This window comes from Candidatus Seongchinamella marina, from assembly GCF_026262685.1.
Classification (GTDB): domain Bacteria; phylum Pseudomonadota; class Gammaproteobacteria; order Pseudomonadales; family Halieaceae; genus Halioglobus; species Halioglobus marinus.
The window spans coordinates 420,301-439,432 of sequence record NZ_SHNP01000004.1; the positions used below are offsets into that span (position 1 = coordinate 420,301).

At 54.9% G+C, this 19,132-nt stretch carries 16 protein-coding genes; 11 read left to right on the forward strand and 5 right to left on the reverse strand.

The window, feature by feature from the left end:
• Nucleotides 1-48: 48 nt before the first annotated feature.
• The 9 genes from EYC87_RS13215 (at nucleotide 49) to EYC87_RS13255 (ending at nucleotide 9,702) form a co-directional block, all read left to right on the forward strand.
• A complete protein-coding gene (locus EYC87_RS13215) occupies nucleotides 49-834 on the forward strand; it encodes a putative hydro-lyase (RefSeq protein ID WP_279253293.1) in 786 nt (261 codons plus the stop codon).
• A gap of 15 nt (nucleotides 835-849) precedes the next feature.
• On the forward strand, nucleotides 850-1,581 hold the full coding sequence (locus EYC87_RS13220; protein WP_279253294.1) for a 5-oxoprolinase subunit PxpA: 732 nt from the start codon (nucleotides 850-852) through the stop codon (nucleotides 1,579-1,581).
• A gap of 6 nt (nucleotides 1,582-1,587) precedes the next feature.
• Nucleotides 1,588-2,265: a 5-oxoprolinase subunit PxpB gene (pxpB, locus tag EYC87_RS13225; protein ID WP_279253295.1), complete on the forward strand. Its 678-nt coding sequence runs from the start codon at nucleotides 1,588-1,590 to the stop codon at nucleotides 2,263-2,265.
• The gene (locus EYC87_RS13230) at nucleotides 2,262-3,200 is read left to right on the forward strand and encodes a 5-oxoprolinase subunit C family protein (protein WP_279253296.1); all 939 of its coding nucleotides are present in this window, start codon (nucleotides 2,262-2,264) and stop codon (nucleotides 3,198-3,200) included. The genes pxpB and EYC87_RS13230 overlap by 4 nt, the downstream gene beginning before the upstream one ends.
• A complete protein-coding gene (locus EYC87_RS13235; protein WP_279253297.1) occupies nucleotides 3,197-4,033 on the forward strand; it encodes a glutamate cyclase domain-containing protein in 837 nt (278 codons plus the stop codon). Before EYC87_RS13230 ends, EYC87_RS13235 begins: the two co-directional genes overlap by 4 nt.
• 46 nt (nucleotides 4,034-4,079) lie before the next feature.
• Entirely contained in the window at nucleotides 4,080-4,937 is an 858-nt protein-coding gene (locus EYC87_RS13240; protein WP_007228625.1) for an aminotransferase class IV, read from the forward strand.
• Nucleotides 4,937-6,019 (forward strand): alanine racemase, encoded by a 1,083-nt coding sequence (gene alr / locus EYC87_RS13245; protein ID WP_279253298.1) that lies wholly within the window; start codon nucleotides 4,937-4,939, stop codon nucleotides 6,017-6,019. The genes EYC87_RS13240 and alr overlap by 1 nt, the downstream gene beginning before the upstream one ends.
• Before the next feature lie 150 nt (nucleotides 6,020-6,169).
• The gene (locus EYC87_RS13250; protein WP_279253299.1) at nucleotides 6,170-8,119 is read left to right on the forward strand and encodes a DUF3604 domain-containing protein; all 1,950 of its coding nucleotides are present in this window, start codon (nucleotides 6,170-6,172) and stop codon (nucleotides 8,117-8,119) included.
• Nucleotides 8,120-8,193: 74 nt separating this feature from the next.
• Nucleotides 8,194-9,702, forward strand: a complete 1,509-nt coding sequence (locus EYC87_RS13255) for a Ppx/GppA phosphatase family protein (protein WP_279253300.1) — start codon at nucleotides 8,194-8,196, stop codon at nucleotides 9,700-9,702.
• A gap of 9 nt (nucleotides 9,703-9,711) precedes the next feature.
• Here EYC87_RS13255 and EYC87_RS13260 read toward each other — a convergent pair whose 3' ends face one another.
• From EYC87_RS13260 to EYC87_RS13270, 3 genes are read right to left on the reverse strand one after another with little or no spacing between them, the layout of a single operon-like run.
• On the reverse strand, nucleotides 9,712-10,686 hold the full coding sequence (locus EYC87_RS13260; RefSeq protein WP_279253301.1) for an alpha/beta fold hydrolase: 975 nt from the start codon (nucleotides 10,684-10,686) through the stop codon (nucleotides 9,712-9,714).
• A 21-nt stretch (nucleotides 10,687-10,707) separates the two neighbouring features.
• A complete protein-coding gene (locus tag EYC87_RS13265) occupies nucleotides 10,708-12,012 on the reverse strand; it encodes an ammonium transporter (RefSeq protein WP_007228555.1) in 1,305 nt (434 codons plus the stop codon).
• 13 nt (nucleotides 12,013-12,025) lie between these two features.
• Nucleotides 12,026-12,364, reverse strand: coding sequence for a P-II family nitrogen regulator (locus EYC87_RS13270; protein WP_007228554.1), 339 nt, complete (start codon nucleotides 12,362-12,364; stop codon nucleotides 12,026-12,028).
• 287 nt (nucleotides 12,365-12,651) lie between these two features.
• Here EYC87_RS13270 and EYC87_RS13275 point away from each other — a divergent pair, with 287 nt between their 5' ends.
• Nucleotides 12,652-14,079 carry an alkaline phosphatase gene (locus EYC87_RS13275; RefSeq protein ID WP_279253302.1) on the forward strand — a complete coding sequence of 476 codons (1,428 nt, stop codon included), beginning with the start codon at nucleotides 12,652-12,654 and terminating at the stop codon, nucleotides 14,077-14,079.
• A gap of 24 nt (nucleotides 14,080-14,103) precedes the next feature.
• Here EYC87_RS13275 and EYC87_RS13280 read toward each other — a convergent pair whose 3' ends face one another.
• Together EYC87_RS13280 and EYC87_RS13285 are read right to left on the reverse strand one after the other, a co-directional pair.
• The gene (locus EYC87_RS13280; protein ID WP_279253303.1) at nucleotides 14,104-14,955 is read right to left on the reverse strand and encodes a general secretion pathway protein GspB; all 852 of its coding nucleotides are present in this window, start codon (nucleotides 14,953-14,955) and stop codon (nucleotides 14,104-14,106) included.
• A 13-nt stretch (nucleotides 14,956-14,968) separates the two neighbouring features.
• A complete protein-coding gene (locus EYC87_RS13285; RefSeq protein WP_279253304.1) occupies nucleotides 14,969-16,660 on the reverse strand; it encodes an ExeA family protein in 1,692 nt (563 codons plus the stop codon).
• A gap of 109 nt (nucleotides 16,661-16,769) precedes the next feature.
• Here EYC87_RS13285 and EYC87_RS13290 point away from each other — a divergent pair, with 109 nt between their 5' ends.
• Complete coding sequence (locus EYC87_RS13290; protein ID WP_279253305.1) at nucleotides 16,770-19,016, forward strand: patatin-like phospholipase family protein; 2,247 nt, start codon at nucleotides 16,770-16,772, stop codon at nucleotides 19,014-19,016.
• Nucleotides 19,017-19,132 lie beyond the last annotated feature (116 nt).

The window sequence follows — 19,132 nt, forward strand, 5'->3', positions numbered from 1 at the left end:
ATTCTGTGCCAAACTTATATGCAACAAATATTCAGTACAGGATTTTTCATGAATCAGGACATCTCCCCCGCGGCGCTGCGCCAAGCCATTCGCACGGGTGAATTTACCGGGAATACGTCTGGTTATTCACCAGGATTCGTACAGTGCAACCTGGCCATTCTGCCCGCCGACTGGGCTAACGATTTTTTGCGCTTCTGTCAGGCAAACCCCAAACCATGCCCGCTGGTAGCGACATCTAACGCCCCGGGGGACGTGGGCTTACCTCTTTTGGGGGATATTGACATACGGACTGATGTGCCAAGCTACCGCGTTTTCCGCGATGGTCAACTTAGCGAAGAAGTTCCGGATATTTCCGACTACTGGCGAGATGATCTGGTCATTTTTGCACTGGGTTGTTCATTCTCCTTTGAAGAGGCTCTGTTGGCGGATGGCCTGAATGTACGCAATGTCAGCGAGGGCGTGAATGTACCCATGTATCGCACCGATATTAGCTGCGCACCTGCAGGTCCGTTCTCGGGCGAGATGGTCGTTAGCATGCGTCCTTTCAAGGCTGCGGATGCGATACGGGCTATACAGATTTGTACGCGCTTTCCCTCGGTGCACGGGGCGCCTATACATATGGGTGACCCTGGACTGATTGGAATAGACAATCTGGAGCTACCGGATTACGGCGATGCTGTCCATATTGCCGAGGATGAACTGCCCGTGTTCTGGGCCTGTGGTGTTACTCCACAGGTGGCGTTGGAGAAGGCCAGACCTCCCTTCGCGATCACCCACAGTCCCGGGCATATGCTGGTGACAGACCTTCGAAACAGCCAGCTGGCGGTGATGTAAACAGGTGAGAGATATATGCGACTGAATTGCGATTTGGGAGAAAGCTATGGCAGCTGGACGATGGGGCTGGACGCTGAGGTTATGCCTCATATCGACCAGGCCAACATTGCCTGCGGCTTCCATGGGGGCGACCCGCTGACTATCCGCAACACCCTGCAACTGGCAGCTCAGCATGACGTTAGTGTCGGTGCGCATCCCGCCTACCCCGACCTGGTAGGCTTTGGACGACGATCCATGGCATTGAGCAGCGACGAAATTATCGCCTCCTTGCACTACCAGATATCAGCACTGGATGGCATGGCGCAAAGCGCTGGTTTATCCCTGGACTACATCAAGCCCCACGGCGCTCTTTACAACGACATGATGGCAAAATCAGAGGTACGTCTGGCGATCATGCAAGCTATCGCTGACTATCAGCGCCCCCTGCCCCTTATGCTGCAAGCTACGCCTGACGCAACCAGCCACAGGGCTGAGGCCGGTCAATTGGGTCTGGACCTTATGTTTGAGGTATTTGCTGACCGATGCTATGACGACGATGGGAAATTGTTATCCCGCCGCAAGCCCGGGGCAGTGCATGACCGCGAGAAGATGCTCGCCCAGGTTGCACAACTGATAGAGCATGGTTCGCTGACCACTGTGAGTGGACATACCTTATCACTGGAAGCTGACACGCTATGTGTTCACGGCGACAACCCGGAGGGCGTACAGGCTATTCGCGAAATCCGGTCCCTGGTAAACAGAAGCTAAGCTGCCGTGGAACTGCACTCTGCCGGCGAGAACGCCATGATGCTATATCTGGGCAAGGAAACGAGCCCTGAGGTATCTGCGCGAGTGCAAGCTGCTGCTCTGGCGGTAGAGGTAGCGCTAGGCGATGACCTGATTGACCTAGTGCCATCCTACGCGTCTTTGCTCATTGTCTACAATGCCCTAACCACCGATCACCTGTCGGTGGCCCATCGAGTTCACCAATGTCTTGACAACCTGGGCTCCGGAGAAGCGACGGAAGGCAACACCGTGGTTCTGCCGGTTTACTACCACCCTGAAGCAGGGGAAGATCTGGAAGCACTGGCCGAGCGCGCCGCCCTGAGCTTAGCCGACGTTATAGCTTTGCACAGTAACGCTGAATACCGGGTTTATGCCATCGGCTTCGCGCCTGGATTTGCTTACCTTGGCCAGGTTGACGAGCGCATTGCTGCGCCACGTCTGGCGACACCAAGACAAAAAGTGCCCCGTGGCGCAGTCGCCATTGCCGACAGGCAAACAGCAGTTTACCCAGCGGTCTCTCCCGGAGGCTGGAACCTGATCGGTCGTTGCCCGTTAAGGATGTTCGACCCCCAAGCCACTCCTACCATGCCGGTTTCTGTGGGTGACCGAGTGCGCTTTGAACCCATTGATCGAGATCGTTTCTTGAGCCTGGGTGGTGAATTGTGAGTCTGACAGTGACCCAGCCCGGTATTCTCTGTCTGCTGCAGGATGGTGGCCGCATGGGTCAACATCGCATTGGTTTGACCAATGGTGGCCCACTGGACCCGCAGGCTTTTGAATACTGCAATCGCCTGCTACAGAACCCGGAAGGTGCAACCGCACTGGAGATCAGCTTTGGCGGTCTGCAATTGGAAGCCACAGTGGACACCTACATTTGCCTCACCGGTGCGAACATGAATTTGCGCATTAACAACATCGAGCAAGCTCGCTGGGAAGTACTGGCAATCAAGGCCGGTGACATTATCGCGGTGGAATTTGCCGAGCAGGGCTGTCGTGCTTACCTGGGCGTAGCCGGCGGCTTTCAGGTAGAACCCACTTTTGGCAGTACTGCCACCGTGATGCGAGAAAAGGTCGGCGGTCTTAACGGCGACAAGCTACAAGCGGGCGATGTGCTTCCCTGCGCACAGGTAACCGAGTGCAAGCACCTGTATTTGCCGGCCTCGAGCCAACCACGCTACCAGAACCTCATTACCGTCAGAGTCATTCCCGGTTACCAACAGCAACACTTTAACCGCTATGAACAGCGCCGCTTTTTCAGTCACACCTATACCGTCTCTGATCGCTGTGATCGAATGGGATACCGACTTGAAGGCCCAGCCATTGACTGTGATATACAGGGCATACTTTCCGAAGGCATATGCTTTGGGGCAATTCAGATTCCTGCGGACGGACAACCCATCGTTTTGCTCAACGACCGACAAACCATTGGCGGCTATCCCAAGATTGGCTCAGCTCTGTCGCTGGACTGTGGACGCCTGTCGCAGCTGCGTCCCGGTGGCAGGGTACACTTTGCCCCTGTCAGCCCCCACGGAGCTCACAATGCCTTGCACCTGGCCGCCAGTTTTTCCCGCCGCCAGCCACTGATGGAGCGCACCGCTTGACTGAATTAGAACTCAGCACAAGCATTGAAGCGACTCTGGTGGCGCGCAACCTGCGCAACATGAAGGTCGCCAGGGATGCACTGGCGCCCGGCTACTACATGCGGGCTGCACGAATATTGAACGAGGTCACGGGCAAAGTCATCATAGGCACTGGCTTCCCCGTTATGGAGACCTTTGAAACAGATGGACCCGTGGGTGCCATCGCCTTGTACGACGCCCTGGAGCAACTGGGAGCAGAACCCTGGCTAGCCTGCGGAGCGCCGCTCTCAAAATGTCTTATTAATAACTACCGAGTACTGGAGTTAAACGCGAAAAACCTTGTTACCGCCCAGCAGGAAGCACGGGGAAAACTGGAGCAACTGCAACCTCAGGCCATCATTTCAATTGAACGCCCCGGACTCAGTGCTGATGGCTGTTATTACAATATGCGTGGCGAAGACATAACGCCCCGCAGTGCTTTTTTTGACCCCTATCTGACCAACGCACGGTGCCCGACCATGGCCATTGGTGATGGCGGTAACGAAATCGGTATGGGCAATATTCGGGACGCGATAGCTACCCTGGACATTAATGCAGCCGCAACTAAGTGCGATGAATTATTGGTGGCAGATGTCTCCAACTGGGGTGCCTACGGCCTTATCGCCTTTCTGGGGTATTGGCGCGGCCGAGATATGCTTGGCGAAATATCGCCATTGGATATTCTCAACTACCTTTCGGCGCGCGGTAGTGTTGATGGAGTCACCCGGGAGAACACCCTGACCGAAGATGGCCTGCAAGCCGAGGAAGGGCAAAACGTCATCGATGAACTTCGGAGTCTCACTGGATTCCAGTAACGTATTATAAGTTCCCACCCTGTGGGACATTCAGACAGGAAAAACTATGAGCATTGTGTATTTAAACGGCGAGTACATGCCAATGGAAGAGGCTCAGATCTCACCCATGGACCGAGGTTTTCTTTTCGGTGACGGCATTTATGAAGTGGTGCCTTCCTATGACGGAAAATTAGTGGGGTTCACCCCTCACCTGCAGCGTATGCAGGAGGGTCTTGATGCGATTGAAATCAAACTGGTCGTTGATCATGCCGCCTGGCACAATATTTCCGAACAGCTGATAAAACGCAACGGTGGCGGAAACCTGGGCATTTATTTTCACGTAAGTCGCGGCGCGGACAGTAAACGGCATCACGCTTATCCGGATAACATTGCACCGACCGTTTACGCCTTTGCCTTTGAAATCCCACCGGCGCCCCTGCCCGAAAAAAGCGCAGCTAATCCCTACACCGTGTCTACCGCCGAAGATCTGCGATGGAAACGCTGCAATATTAAATCTACCGCCTTGCTGGGCAATGTCATGCACTATCAGGACGGTCACGCAAAGGGACACTCGGAAACCATTTTGTACAACGAGCATGGTGAACTCACCGAGGCTGCTGCCTGTAACGTCTTCATCGTAAAGAACGGCATCGTCTCTACCCCTTTGCTGGACCACCAGAAACTACCGGGAATCACTCGTCTGATGCTACTGGAAATTTTGCGCAAGGACGGCAGCATTCCGGTGCAGGAACGAGTCGTGACGATGAAAGAGGTGGATGACGCCGACGAAGTCTGGATTACCAGTTCATCCAAGGAAATTGCACCGGTCATAGAAATTAACGGTAAGTCAGTGGGCGATGGCGGCGTTGGAGATGTCTGGCTGGCGGCACAAACGCTGTACACCGGCCACAAGTTCGACTTCTGATGGCACGTGCCAACCAGGCCAGGCTCGATCTCGCGGCCCTGCGCCATAACCTAGCGCATGCCCGGCAACTAGCGCCCGAATGCAAGGTAATGTGCGTGGTCAAAGCCAATGGCTATGGCCACGGTGCACTTAACGTTGCGCGTGTGTTTGCTCCGATGGCCGATGCACTGGCGGTCGCCTGCATTGAGGAAGCTATTGAATTACGTGACGGAGGCATAGAGACACCCATCCTGTTGCTGCAAGGTGTGTTCGAGGCGCAAGAGCTGATTATCGCCTCGCAGCAAAATTTTTGGGTGATGGTCGATAACCGCCAACACCTTTACTGGCTTGAACAGACACGACTTCCTGCCCCTGTTACCTGCTGGCTCAAGATAGATACCGGCATGCATCGACTGGGCGTGCAGCCCGAGGAAGCGGCTGAGTTCCATCAGCGCTTGAGCTCCTGTGAAAATCGTACCGGGGAGTTAGTCACCTGCACCCACTTTGCCAGCGCCGATGAACTGGACAAGCCCCAAACTACAGAACAACTGGCACTGTTCGAGAGCATCACCGCTGATCTTTCCGGTCCACGCAGTGCGGCCAATTCGTCGGGCTTACTCGGCTGGCCGAGCTCGCATTATGATTGGATTCGTCCGGGCTACATGCTCTATGGCAACTCCCCTTTCACTGCAACCCACCCCAACACAGACACGCTTCGCCCGGTGATGACACTCTGTTCCGCAGTGATTTCGATACGCAACGTTGCCTCCGGTGAGTCCGTTGGTTACGCCGCAAACTGGACCGCCCAAAGACCCTCGCGAATTGCCACAGTGTCCATAGGCTATGGTGATGGCTATCCCAGACTCGCAGCCAACGGCACGCCAGTGCTGATCAACGGCCAACGCGCGCCCCTGGCGGGCAGGGTCTCAATGGACATGATCACTGTGGATATCACCGACCTGGACGACGTGAAGCTTGGTGACCAGGTCATACTGTGGGGGGAAGAATTGCCCGTGAGCGAAGTTGCGGCCCATGCCGGCACAATAGGCTACGAACTCACCACTCGAATGCCGGCGCGTACGCCCAGAGTCGTGACTGACTAACTGCCAGCGCTTTGCAGCCTTACCGCGGCGTGCTTAAATCAAGGCATGCCAAACATAAAATCCGTATTCAAATATTTGCTCTGGGCGCTTTTGCTCCTCCTGTTCACCTTGGTTGTAGCTGGACTTTGGCTGCGCCAAGAATTCGCCAGGGTGCAGTCAGCAGGCGCGAACAGTGCCTACTGGCAGTCCGTGCCCGTGGTGGCAGCAGGTAAAGATGTAAACATCGACAAAGAGTGCTTGCAGCAGTACCCGCAAAAACGCGCGTTCTTTGGCGCCCTGCACGTCCACACCGCCGCCTCCTACGACGCTACCGCGTTTGGGACCATGACCACCGTTGACGATGCCTATCGTTTTGCCCGCGGTGAAACTCTGCCCCTACGATTGCGCACAGACCCCGAGGGCTTCGATGCGCCCTTAATTAGCATTAATGCTCCGCTGGATTTTATGGCAGTGACCGATCACGCCGAATCCCTTGGCGAAGTCCAGCTCTGTTACGCCCCCGCTAGCCAGGCTTACGGAGCATTGGTTTGTCGCCTGTATCGAGGAGACCTGCAGTTGCCGGCAGGCGACGATATGCAGGCGATCTTGCGACTGGCCTCGCTGGCCATTTTTGGTAAAGACCGTTCGCAAAAAGTTTGCGGTAAAGACGGCACCCTTTGTCTACAGCAGGCCGCTCAGGTGTGGCTGGAAAATCAGCGCAGCACTGAGCAGTGGCAAGATCACAGCAGCCGTTGCAACTTCAGCACGCTGCACGCCTACGAATACACCCTCGCCGAAGACTCCTCCAACCTGCATCGCAATGTTATTTTCAGGTCCTCCCGGGTACCCCAGGCGGTCATCAGCGCCAAGGATGCACCGGAGCCAGAACAACTATGGGGCTGGCTAAACCGCACTTGTATTGAGGGCGATACTGACTGTGATGTGCTCGCTATCCCTCACAATAGCAACTGGAGCAGCGGTCGTATGTGGTACCCATACAGCAACAGGGACCTGCCTACAAAGACTCGCGTAGAGCATGCCCAACTGCGTGCAAGACTGGAACCACTGGCGGAAATACTGCAAACCAAGGGCGACTCGGAATGTCGCAATGGTATCGCCAGCGTTATGGGTGCGGCAGACGAGTTCTGTGACTTCGAAAAGCTGCGCTCTCCGGCAGAGTCCATTGAAGATTGTGATGAAACCATCGGCAGTGGCGGCATGATGCTGCGCGGATGCACCTCCCGTTACAATTTTGTCCGCTACGCACTGGCTGCTGGACTTAAGGAGAGAGCCGCACTGGGAGTCAACCCTTTTAAGCTGGGGATTGTCGCCGCCACCGACACTCACAACGGCATAGCAGCAGCGGACAGCGAGGAATTCTACCAAGGGTCTCACGGCATAGACCGCAATGTACTCAGTCGCCTGGAGGGTCATACCGAAGTGCCTGGCGACATCGGTGCCGGCTCACCGGTGCGTTATAATCCCGGCGGCCTTGCAGGCATTTATGCACAGCAAAACTCTCGAGAAGCTCTGTTTGATTCAATGCGAAACAGAGAGACTTTCGGCACCAGTGGTCCCAAAATTACGCCCAGATTTTTTGCCGGCTGGGGTATGGATGAGCTGGATTGTGATGATCCGGCGCTGCTCCAAAAGGCCTACCAGCAGGGCGTACCTATGGGCTCGACCCTGACTGGTGAACCGCAAACAGCAGGGCCGGTATTTCTGGTTACTGCAAACAGGGACGGTCGAGATAGTGCCAACCTGCTACAGCGTATCCAGATCATTAAATCCTGGGTGGACGCCGACGGGAAAACCCACCAGGCAATTTACAATGTAGCCGGTGATCCAAAAAACGGAGCGAGTGTAGACTCCGATAGCTGCGTCACTCGTGGCTCCGGATTCAATCAGCTTTGCGCTACCTGGCGTGACCCCGGGTTCGATCCGGATACGGCTGCGGCTTACTATAGTCGGACATTGGAGAATCCCAGCTGTCGCTGGAGCCAATGGGATTGCAACCGTCTGCCGCCTGAAGAGCGCCCTGCAAGTTGCAATAACCCGGATATTCCCTGGAAGATTCAGGAAAGAGCCTGGACGTCTCCCATCTGGTACTACCCGAAATGATTTGCAAGCCATGCACCAGCACCGGGAATCCATTACCATAAGCCTTCATCGAAAAGACAGGGACAACAAACACCTTGGCTGCAGCACCGCAAGATCCCCTACCCGATGGTAGCCTGCTGGCGGCTATAGACCTGGGCAGTAATTCATTTCACCTGATCATCGCCAAGATAGAGCACGGCGAGATGCGACCGGTTGAGGCCCTGGCTGAAAAGGTTCAACTGGGAGCGGGCCTGGAAAACGGACGCCTGTCTCCCGATGCCATTGAACGCGGCCTGGAATGTTTGTCCCGGTTTGCCCAACTCCTGGAAAGTGTCGAGCCAAAGCGTATTCGCGTGGTCGGTACCAATGCACTGCGTCAGGCAAAAAACCGTCTGGACTTCACCCTGCCTGCCCGTGACATTCTGGGCACCCGGGTAGACGTGATCTATGGCCGGGAAGAAGCGCGACTGGTGTACCTTGGCGTTGCTCACAGCCTGGCAGATGACGCTCAGTCTCGACTCGTCATTGATATTGGCGGCGGCAGTACTGAGTTCATTATCGGAGAACGCTTTGAGCCCCAGCAACTGGAAAGTCTGCAAATGGGTTGCGTCTCTTTTACTCGCGATTGCTTCCTGGGTGGGGAGATCACCGCCACCAATTATCAACGGGCGTACAATCATGCTCGCGTAGAGACATCGCATATCCGTCATCGCTACAGTGCCAGTCACTGGGCGGAGTGCGTAGGTTCGTCGGGAACACTGAATGCAATAGCAAGTATTCTTCTGCAAAATGGCTGGAGTGATGGCAACATCACCCGCAAGGCGCTGAGTAAGCTAGAGCATAAAATCCTGACGTTTAATCACGTCGACAAAATAGAACTGGATGGCTTGTCTGAAAACCGGCGTAGTGTCATTACCGCTGGCACTGCCATCACCAGCGCGCTGTTCGATATTCTCGGTATCGATCAAATGCGCACGTCAAAAGGCGCTCTGCGTGAGGGAGTAATCTACGACTTGATGGGGCGTTTAAGCCACGAAGACGTGCGCGAACGGACCATTAATGCACTAATGCAACGCTACGCCGCCGATGAAAACACAGCTGAAATTGTAGAGCGCCGCTGTCGTACACTATTCTCTGCCACCCGCGGAAGCTGGAAACTGGGCAACGAAGACTGGGAACTACTGCACTGGGCGGCCCACACCCACGAAATTGGCATGGCCATTTCACACAAGCATTTCAATCGTCATACTGCTTACTTGCTGCGCAATGCAGATTTACCGGGCTTTTCTCAAGAAGAACAGGAGCAATTGGCTATTCTAACCCAGGGTCAACGCGGAAAAATCTCAGCGGAACTGCTAGAGGACCAACCCAAGAGCCTGCAACGTCGTTTGGGCTATTTACTCACCATTATGCGCCTGTCGGTACATTTCAAGTACGTGGAAACACTGGAACAGCTCCCTGAATTCGCAGTTCAGGTGGATGATTCATCCTTGGCACTGGGATTCCCGGAGACCTGGCTGGAAGATCATCCATTAACCTTGAGCGAGCTGGAGCAGGAGCAATCTCATCTTGCCAAGTTGGGTCTGGAGCTCAATTTTTCCTGACAGCAACGCTCAACCCGAGTTGGCGATCTCCGCCAGGTAATCGAGCAGTATTGCATTCACCTTTTCAGAAGCCTCCAACTGCACCATGTGCCCGGCGTCGGACACCATGCGCACCTGGCGCAAGTCGGGAAAAATCGCTCGCATCAGACCAATGGGGTCCTCCCCGTGAAAACCCTCCAGATCAACATCGTTTTCGCTGCCGAGAAAGTAAGCCGGCACTGCGCTGCGAACACCCTCAAAAGGCTTTCGCTGCTGCCATTTCATGTCCATAGAGCGGTACCAGTTCAGGCCTCCTGTAAAACCACTGCGGGTGTACTCTTCAACAAAATAATCCAGCTCTTGCTCGGACAGCCAGGACCAGGGCAAGGGCGGAGGCTCTTCCATGGCATCGATATAAGCAGTCTCAGGGGGATATTTAAAACAGTCGAAATAGTTCGCTGAGCCGCTGAGCGTATAGAACACCTTGTGTAAAAAACGCCGCGGTTGCGCCGCAAGCTCTTCATCGGCGCGGGGAGGCTCGCGAAAATATTCAATGTGCAGGAAGTGTTGCTCGCCCATGCGACGATATTCAGCAAGTGGTGACTCTTGCGGATTATGTGGAGCCGCCGGATTTTCCAAACCAATAACGGCCATCACCCGCTCCGGGTGCCGTAACGCCAGGTCGTAGATCGCAAACGCACCAAAGTCCAGACCCGCGAAAACAGACTGTTCCAGCTGCAGATGATCGAGCAGCCCTATCAGGTCTCCAATGATGTGATCAATGTCATAATAGCGAGGGTCTTGCGGGGCATCGGTCTGTCCCATGCCGCGCATGTCAGGCGCAATCACGCGATAGCCAGCAGCAGCCAGAGCCGTTATTTGCCGATGCCAGCTGAACCACAGGTGGGGAAATCCATGGCAAAGAATGACCGGCATCCCCTGACCCTGGTCCACATAGTGAACCCGGATGCCGTTAATCGATGCGTACTGGTGGTTCCAGTTCATTCGCGGCCTTGCAGGTCGCGATTACAGGTCGTAGCCGCGCTCGTCGTGCAATACAAGGTCCAAACCCTGGGTCTCTTCATCAGCATCTACGCGGAGCCCGACCATCAGGTCTACGACTTTAAGGATAACCCAGGTAGCAACCGCCGTATAAGTGAAGGTAGCAACAACACCGGTAGCCTGCACCATGAGCTGACCCCCAATACTGTCAATGCCGTCCGAGAAACCGTTCCCGCTGAAAACGCCCAGTTGGGTAGAACAAAAGACACCCGCCAACAGGGTGCCCAGAATACCGCCAACACCGTGCACAGGAAACACATCCAGGCTGTCATCTATCTTCAACTTGTTTTTGATCCAGTTGGTCGCGAAGTAACAGACCACGCCCGCCGTAAGGCCGATGACGACCGCTGCGGCAGGGCCAACAGAGCCAGAGGCTGGCGTGATTGTACCCAGACCGGCAACCATGCCGGTTACGATGCCCAACACAGAAGGTTTGCCATGGCGAATCCACTCCATTGCCATCCAGGCCAGTGCTCCGGCTGACGCCGATAGATGAGTTACCAGCATTGCCATAGCGGCACTGTTGTCTGCGGCGACCGCAGAACCGGCATTAAAACCAAACCATCCCACCCAGAGCATGCCTGCGCCTGCGACTGTCAGGGTCAGGTTATGTGGAGGCATTGCAACCTTACCAAACCCGCGCCGGGGGCCCATCATCATGGCCGCAACCAGCGCCGCGACCGCTGCGGTAATGTGCACCACGGTACCGCCCGCGAAGTCCTGCAGGCCCATACTGCCTAGCCAGCCGCCGCCCCAGACCCAGTGACAGACCGGGGCATAAACGACAATTAACCAGATCGCACTGAACAAAAGCATGGCGGAAAAGCGCATGCGCTCCGCAAAGCCACCCACGATCAGCGCCGGTGTGATAATCGCGAAGGTCATCTGAAAAATAGCGAACAAGGTCGCAGGTATACCGCCATTTAAACTGTCCATGGTGATAGCGGCGAAAAAGACATTGCCAAAATCGCCAATAAACGCGCCCTGTTCCACGCCATCGGAACCAAATGCGATAGTGTAGCCAACTGCAAACCACAGCAGCGACATTAAGCAGGTCAGTGCGAAACACTGCATCAGTATCGACAGTACGTTCTTTACCCGCACCAAACCGCCGTAAAACAGTGAGAGACCGGGAATCGTCATAAACAGCACCAGAGCGGTAGCCGTGAGGACCCAGGCTGTGTCAGCCTGATTCAACTCCTGAGCACTGGCGCTGGCAGAAGCAGTTCCTACCAGCATTAGAAGAGCCATTTGTTGTAGTGATTTCATCAGTTATTTCCCGTTAAAGTGCGTCTTCGCCGGTTTCACCGGTGCGAATGCGAATGCCCTGTTCCAAAGGCGCTACAAAAATCTTGCCGTCACCAATCTTGCCGGTGGCTGCAGCTTTACAGACTGCGTCTATCGCTGCGTCCAGTTGACCATCGCTCACCGCGATCTGGATTTTTACCTTAGGCTGGAATTCGACCAGATATTCGGCGCCTCGGTAGAGCTCGGTGTGCCCCTTTTGTCGACCGTAACCTTTAACCTCTTCGACAGTCATTCCAGCAATGCCAACCTGCTGCAGCGCTTCTCTCACATCATCCAGCTTAAAAGGCTTGATAATGGCGGTCATCATTTTCATCAGACTCACCTCTCTCTATGTTATTTTCTGGCAGTGGGCCGAAAGACCCGGTTTTTGTTACACCTTTGGCGCTGACCAAAGGCAGGAGACGAATCCTGCCACAACACAGGGCAAATTTTAAGCGGTGCGAGGCGGCAATCGTCTCAAATGTGCCCACAGCAGCGATAAATGTGGCCGAGTCATCCAAATCAGACTACCCTGCATCCGCAGCGGCTTGGCAGCGTGCATCTGGCACGGCATCATGGTATCACTAGCGCCTCGAATTTCGCCCGTTGGACCCAATCGATATGAATTACCACCGCCTCATTCTGATCTGCATCCTGCTCTTGAGCGCCACTGCGCAGGCTCAAGTACCGACCGAGTCCTCCCTAGAACAGGCAGTAGCGGCTGCAACTGACGACCTACCCCATCACGTCATCCTGATTATCGGCGATGGCATGGACGAGCAACAGGTGACTATTGCTCGCAACTATCTCAAAGGCGCCAATGGCCGACTTGTCATGGATCGACTGCCTCTGCGCGCGGCGTCCCAGATACTCACCACCGAAGACAAGTTAAATGGCAGGCCCGTTTACGTTGCCGATTCAGCCAACACGGCGACCAGCATGGCCACCGGTGTAGTCACCAGCCGTGGTCGATTGTCGACCACAGCAGGCGGTGACAAAGACATACCCACTATTGCCGAACTGGCTAAAGCGGCCGGCTTTAAAACTGGCATCGTCAGCACCTCCAGCGTAACCGACGCCACTCCAGCCGCCTTCGCCACCCACATCAGTTACCGCCTGTGCGAAAACCCCGACATTGTGGAGCAAGTTGAATACAAGGGGATAGATCTGGGGGGCTGCCCTCAGGACGCCAGGAAGAATGGCGGCTTAGGCGCGGTTTCCGAGCAGCTTGCCAATTCGAACATGGATGTCATTCTGGGCGGAGGTAGCAAGCATTTCGCGGTGAATGCCGAGGGACAGGACATTAGCGTATTGGCCCTGGCCCAGAGCAATGGCTTCCAGACGATAGATAGCGCTTCGGCCCTCGAGGCAAGCAAACCCGGCCAACCCTTACTAGGGCTGTTTGCCGAGAGCACTTTGCCGGTGCGTCTGCGGGGAGAAGATGGACGTCAGGCAGAAATGCCTGAGCCTAGCCTGCTCAACAGAGTGCACGAGTACCTTGGGGATGCAGAGTTACCAGAGGTCATGATTTGCGAGCCCAATCCGGATTTCGCAGAGATGCCCACACTCAAACAAATGACCGATGCAGCCTTAGCGCATTTGTCCGCGAATAACGACAAGGGATTCTTTCTGATGATAGAGTCCGCCTCCATCGACAAACAGTCCCACGAGCGCAAGCCCTGTGGCTCCATTGGTGAAGTTGAACAATTGGAAGAAGCGTTGCAAAGCGCGCTGGCTTTCTCCAGGACACACCCCAAGACCCTCATTCTGGTCACCGCCGACCACTCCCAGGCGGCGCAACTCATTCCCTATGAGAGCCTGTTTTCCGCCTATCCAATCCCTGTTTATACACCCGGCTATCTGGCACAAATCGAAACGCCTGAAGGCAGCGTGATGTCAGTCAACTATGCGACGACTAATTTTATGATGGAGGAGCATACCGGGGCCGCTGTTCCCCTTTACGCTAATTCACAGGGTCAGGGCAAAATACCGGCCTTTGTGCAGCAGCCAGAAATATTCAAAATCATGATGGACTATTTGGGGCTTTAAAAAGCGGCGTGCTGGGTGCACTACCTACAAGTTCACCCAGCTATTAAGAGCACGCAGGCGAAACCGGGTACCCCGATAGTTCAGCACCGTGGAATCAGGCAATATTTCCTCAACCTCAAGGCCAGAGGCGGGACTGCCTCCCACCTTAAGTTCTTTGCCATTAAGCACGACCCGCGACTGGCCCGGGCGGCCAGAATAGTCGTGCCGCTCGTAAAAAATGCTGGGAATGCGGTCTTTGGTTTGCTGCGACAGGCCATTTACAAAGGGCGCTGAGTGTTCCTCCAACCTGGCATTTTCCAACTCATTCTCTGCGCTTTTCAGCAAGCGCTCGATATCCACACCCTCCTCTACGACTGCCGAGGTTCCGGAACCGTCTGCGGTTTTTTCGAGCAATGGCGCCTCTGGCTTGGTAATTTTGACGACAGCAGAGGATTGCGTCACCTGAGAATTACTGTCTTGGACAGGCTTTTCTGATGCATACAAAGCGCTAACGGCTGTATTAGCTGCGACCCCGCGTTTGGCCGGAGTCGCCTCGCTCGCAGCTATAGGCGACTGTTGCTTAACAGTGGCCAATTCGTCAGCACCGGGCGCTAATCTCTGCTCGGACTCGGCCTTTGATGTTGTCACGACTTTAGCTTGCGCTTTTTCTAGCCGCGGCGCGGCCTGCTGGACAACTGCGGGCGTATCGGCATTCTGCCCCCTGTCCCACAGCAGCCAGGCGATGACTGCCACTGCAGCAACAAGTGCGAGTACAACGGCCAGCAGCCAGAAGTTTTTCGCAGGCGTCTCGGCAACATAAGCATGGCGTGTGCCCAGGGTAGGCACATCATCCGTGTCATCATTGGAGCGATTAAGAGCATCTAGAATCAGGGACATGGCAGGCTGCTTGTCATTGTGTTTCATCCATCGGCTGCAAGATTGCGCGCGCTGCAACCGCACTGGTATCAATACCTAATGCGTCGTTCAGCTTGAGCAATGTCTGCACGCCAATCACCCCGTCTGCTTCCAGCCCCTGCGCTCCCTGAAACAGCATGACGCGTTGTTTCAATGCCTCATTAAAGCGATTAGCCGTTAACGCCCGGGCCTGCCCATCCAGGCGAGCGAATAATTGGGCGACTTCACCGACAGCGGGACTGCTGTCGCCTTCAGCCAATAAGCGTTCAAACCCTTTAGGTCGATGCCAGAGAAAACGGTACCCGCCATTCCAAAGGGGGCCGATTTCCGCGAGTTTCACAAATTCAATACCGCTGGAGTTCGCCACCCAGGCAGATCGTCCCTCGATTCCCAGCAACACCAGCGCGGCGGAAAACCTCTCTGCAGTTATCAAGTCCAGTAGTAGCGGTCGTTGCAACTCCGAAATTTCATCCCAGGTATCGGCATTGTCCTCTATGCAGGCAATGGCTTCCATGTCTTGGCCACAAATGTCAGCAGGCGCGGGATAATCGCTGGCCAGGGACCAAATAATCGCTTGTGCATCTTCCGGAGACAGCAGCCATTTGAGCCCGGTATCGTCCGCAACAGGTAGCGCGTCGACTTTCTCACCGTCCGGGGTCAAAGTCGGCGCCGCCAGGGTCGTCAAATCAATGGCTGCTTGATTCTCTTTGAGCACAACCCTCTCGACTTCCGGCGCGCTTATCTCCTGCGCGACACGGGGCTCGGGCGCATTAACCTGGTTGATGCCCCACCATGCAGCCACCGCCCCAAGCAACACCAATGCGGCGAGCGCCAAGGGCCACAGAGCAGCCTTTTTGGCGCCCTCTTCTCCTAACACTTCTTTGGCCGCCAAGCGCAACGTGGCAAGGTCGGCTCGGCTTTTGTTGCGTCCGTAGGCACCCAACATAACCCGATCACACAGCACATTGATCAGGCGAGGAATACCCCGCGTGCGCTTATAGATTCCCCTGACCACGGCCGGCGGGAAGATCACTCTGTCGGCGGACATCCCCGCGACTTGCAAGCGGTGATGGATATAGGAACCGGTTTCCGAAAAATTCAGGGGCTCAAGATTGTACCTGGCAGTAATGCGCTGATTCAGCTGACGCAATTCGGGCCTGGCCAACAACTGGGCCAGCTCGGGTTGGCCAATCAAGATGATCTGCAACAATTTTTCGCTGTTGGTTTCCAGGTTGGTCAACAAGCGAATCTGCTCAAGCACCTCAAAATCCAGGTGCTGAGCTTCGTCGATCATCAGCACCGTCTTGCGACTCCGAGCGTGATTTTCCAGTAAGAAGGAGTGCAAAGCATCAGTCAGCGTTTTCAAACTGTGCTTGTCTGGATCGTAGCGAATACCCAGTTCATCACAAGCAGTGGCTAACAATTCGATGGCATTGAGCGCCGGATTTAAAATAATGGCGATGTCTGTATCGTGGGGTAGCTGTTCCAATAAACAGCGGTTAATGGTGGTTTTGCCAGTACCTACCTCGCCGGTGAGCAAAATAAAACCGCCGCCAGCGCCCACCCCGTAAAGCAGGTGCGCGAGAGCGTCCCGGTGCCTTGCGCTCATAAACAGGTAGCGCGGGTTAACGGCAATCGAGAAGGGAGCTTCGTTGAGACCAAAGTACTGGTGGTACATGGTTAACATTATGCACCAAGGCTCTCGCAGACGCGAAGCGTTTACTGGTGAATACCAGCGTAGACCTCGCCTGCTGCTGCTGGGATAATGAATCTTCAGTTTATCCCGGTACAAAACAATGCGCTCTGCACAAATAGCACTCACTTTCCTGTGCTTGTCGCTGACTTCCCCCTCCTCTGCGTTAACCCAAGAAGAAGGCGTGGGCCTGGTGCTGGCAGGCGGCGGCGCTCGAGGTATTGCCCACGTGGGAGCGATTACCGCGCTCGAAGAAATGCAAGTTCCAGTCAGCGCCATTGCTGGCACCAGTATGGGCGCCCTGGTGGGAGGACTCTACGCCATAGGCCTCAATTCTGAGGAACTGCGTGAAGTGGTCGAAAACATGGCTTGGGACGAGGCCTTCGAAGACTCACTTGAGCGTGACAGCCTACCTCAGCGTCGCAAGAGCGATGATTACGACTACCCATCCTCTGTGTCCCTGGCAGTCAATAATGGCACCCTGTCGATACCCTTGGGCTTTGTTCAGGGCCAGCAAGTCAGGCAAATCATTAAGCAATTGACCATTGATGCAGACCACATCAATGATTTCAGTGCTCTGCCAACGCCGTTTCGCGCGGTCGCTACCGATATCGAAACCGGTAATGCTTATATTTTCAGCGAGGGCGACATCGTTACTGCCATGCGCGCCAGCATGTCACTTCCCGGTCTTCTGGCGCCAGTTGAACACGATGGTCGCCTGTTGGTAGACGGCGGACTGGCAATGAACATTCCGGTCAGTGTTGGCCGATCTATGGGCACTGATCGTCTTATCGTTATCGACATTGGCACACCGCTGCGTGAGCGCGAGAACATCAACAACCTGCTGGACGTTGCGGACCAGATGCTGAACTTCCTTACCCGCAAAAACTCACTTGAACAACTGGAACAGCTAACCGAGAAAGATATTTTGATTAACCCTGATTTACAGGGCATCGGCATGCTCGACTTTGAAGATACCCAGGAAATTTACCGCCGGGGTTATGAGGCCACTATGGCCCTTGCCGAGGAGTTGCAAGGACTCGCACTCAATGATGGCGACTGGGCGACTTACCTGGCCAGCCGAGAACTGGTTTCACCTGAAAACCCGGTGATCGACCATATCGCGATATTCAATAACAGCGCGCTACGCGATGACATCATTAGAGTACGGTTGTCTCAACAGGTGGGCAAACCCCTTGACAGGGAGCAGTTGAGCACCGATATGGCAGAAATCTATGCCCTGGACCAATGGGAGATAATTGATTACGACGTGGTCGAGGAAGAGCGAGGCACCGTCTTGCAGATTCGTGCCTCGGCTAAGACCTGGGGTGGCGATGACCTTAAATTTGGGCTGAATTTTGTCACCGATCTCGATGGCGGTAGCGATATCAATCTGGGCGTAAGTTACCTTTGGAAAGGCCTGACAGATTTGGGCGGAGAGCTCTACGCGCGCACTCAACTTGGCGACACCATAATGTTCAGCGCTGAGTTCTATCAACCACTGGACCTGCGCTCAAAATTCTTTGTCGTGCCCTATGTCGGTTACCGTGATTACGACGTAACAACACTGGGGCCGGAATATGACGTCACAGATCCCACAGGCATCTGGCGAGTGCGTCGGCTGAGCACACAATTTGACACCGGCTGGAACGCATTCAACAACACCCAGCTGCGTCTGGGCGTATTTCGCAATAAAGGCGAGTATCGCTCTGACGCAGAATTTGGTGGAGCACTGCCGGAAGCACGTTTTGACGAAGGCGGAGCCATGTTCAGCGCTCGCTACGACACACTGGACAACGCGTTCTTCCCCACTAGCGGTGCGTTCTTCTATGGTGAATATCAACTGCTAAGAAGCGCCATGGGCGCTGATGAAGATTACGAACGCTGGCAAGCAATCGCCCAGGGGGCGTTCAGTTTTGGCGATGATGATCGCAATACGGTTATTGTCACAGGTAGAACAGGACAATCAGTCAACGCCAGCAATGCACCGCAAAACTATTTCCAACTGGGTGGCCTGTTTAACCTTTCCGGGGTGAGCCAAAACTATCTCTCTGCCCGACAGATGGCATTCGCTATGGTTCAGTATCAGCATCGCCTCTCTGATACTTCAGTACTCCCGTTCGACATGCCCGCCTATGTAGGCGCCTCGCTGGAGGGCGGTGAACTCTGGTCCGACCGCTCAGACGTTAATAGTGGAGACTTTATCAATGCGGGTAGTGTCTATCTTGCAGTGGACTCGCCGATAGGTGCGATCTACCTCGCCTACGGGCGTACAGAAGACTCGCAGGATGCGCTTTACCTTGCGCTAGGCTGGCCGTTCCTGAACAACCAGTTACGCATTGGCAGATAGCGTGCTCTGAGCCGCTCTGTATTAACAAACAACTCGGAAACTGATTATGCCTCTAGCTTCGCCACCGCCCCGAAATCCACATTGCAGCCGACCTGACCTGGTTCGAATAACATTTC

What these genes read in the sequence shown, in the direction of transcription:
- EYC87_RS13265 (WP_007228555.1), bottom strand. Translation starts at nt 12,012, where the DNA reads ATGAAATCACTACAACAAATGGCTCTTCTAATGCTGGTAGGAACTGCT.
- EYC87_RS13260 (WP_279253301.1), bottom strand. Translation starts at nt 10,686, where the DNA reads ATGAACTGGAACCACCAGTACGCATCGATTAACGGCATCCGGGTTCAC.
- EYC87_RS13285 (WP_279253304.1), bottom strand. Translation starts at nt 16,660, where the DNA reads ATGTTAACCATGTACCACCAGTACTTTGGTCTCAACGAAGCTCCCTTC.
- EYC87_RS13275 (WP_279253302.1), top strand. Translation starts at nt 12,652, where the DNA reads ATGAATTACCACCGCCTCATTCTGATCTGCATCCTGCTCTTGAGCGCC.
- EYC87_RS13290 (WP_279253305.1), top strand. Translation starts at nt 16,770, where the DNA reads ATGCGCTCTGCACAAATAGCACTCACTTTCCTGTGCTTGTCGCTGACT.
- alr (WP_279253298.1), top strand. Translation starts at nt 4,937, where the DNA reads ATGGCACGTGCCAACCAGGCCAGGCTCGATCTCGCGGCCCTGCGCCAT.
- EYC87_RS13270 (WP_007228554.1), bottom strand. Translation starts at nt 12,364, where the DNA reads ATGAAAATGATGACCGCCATTATCAAGCCTTTTAAGCTGGATGATGTG.
- EYC87_RS13240 (WP_007228625.1), top strand. Translation starts at nt 4,080, where the DNA reads ATGAGCATTGTGTATTTAAACGGCGAGTACATGCCAATGGAAGAGGCT.
- EYC87_RS13280 (WP_279253303.1), bottom strand. Translation starts at nt 14,955, where the DNA reads ATGTCCCTGATTCTAGATGCTCTTAATCGCTCCAATGATGACACGGAT.
- EYC87_RS13215 (WP_279253293.1), top strand. Translation starts at nt 49, where the DNA reads ATGAATCAGGACATCTCCCCCGCGGCGCTGCGCCAAGCCATTCGCACG.
- EYC87_RS13220 (WP_279253294.1), top strand. Translation starts at nt 850, where the DNA reads ATGCGACTGAATTGCGATTTGGGAGAAAGCTATGGCAGCTGGACGATG.